Below are 948 nucleotides of genomic sequence, written 5' to 3'. Positions count from 1 at the left end.
TGGAGAAGCGATTGGAGCTTACACCATTACACAAGGTAGTTTAGCAACTACAACAAATTATACCCTTCAATATGTAAGCGATGATTTAACCATTACGCCTGCTGTATTGACAGTAACGGCTAATGCTCAAGCCAAAGTGTATGGAGATGCAGACCCTGCGTTAACCTATACAATTTCAGGGCTAAAAAATAATGAGCAAACTGTTGATGTCCTAATGGGTGCCTTAGTTCGGGTGCTAGGTGAAGCAGTGAATACCTATTTAATTAATCAAGGTAGTTTGACTGCAAATTCAAATTATTCAGTTGTTTACACTACAGCTAATTTCCAAATTACTCCTGCGGAATTAATTGTAAATGCAATTGCTAAAACAAAGTTATATGGAGATAGTGATACTGTATTCAATTATACAGTAGATGGATTAAAGAGAAATGAACAAAAAGAAAACGTATTATCGGGTCGTTTAAGTCGCTTAATGGGAGAAGATGTAGGTACTTATGCCATGAATCAAGGCAGTTTAGTAACCAATTCAAACTATACGATTGTCTTTCATTCTGCAGATTTGACGATTATCCCTGCGGAGTTAGTTATCATTGTTGATCCTAAAGAAAAAACGTATGGCGATGCCGATCCTCAATGGACGTATACATTTGGTGGGTTGGTAAATAATGAGCAAATAGAAAATATTTTAACAGGCGAACTTATTCGCCTGCCAGGAGAAAATGCAGGAGTTTACACGATTAAGCAAGGAACGCTAATATCTAATGGAAATTATGCGATTAGATTTGCTTCAGCAGATTTAACGATACAACCTGCTGAATTAATTGTAAATGCAGAGGTAAAAACCAAAGTATACGGCGATGTAGATCCTACATTGACTTATACGGTTTCAGGTTTGAAAAATAACGAGCAAGCCGCCGATGTATTAGCAGGAAGTTTAACGCGTGATGC

General features: G+C 37.2%; 1 protein-coding gene. It reads left to right on the top strand.

Annotation, left to right across the window (positions count from 1 at the left end; all coding sequences use genetic code 11):
- Positions 1-948: MBG domain-containing protein (locus ACMHJ2_RS17720; protein WP_413514176.1), on the top strand; the 948-nt coding region annotated here is incomplete at both ends.

Source organism: Myroides odoratus (genome assembly GCF_965118575.1).
Classification (GTDB): Bacteria; Bacteroidota; Bacteroidia; order Flavobacteriales; family Flavobacteriaceae; genus Flavobacterium; species Flavobacterium odoratum_B.
Note: the sequence above shows the minus strand (reverse complement) of the source record. Positions and strands in the feature narration are given on the sequence as shown.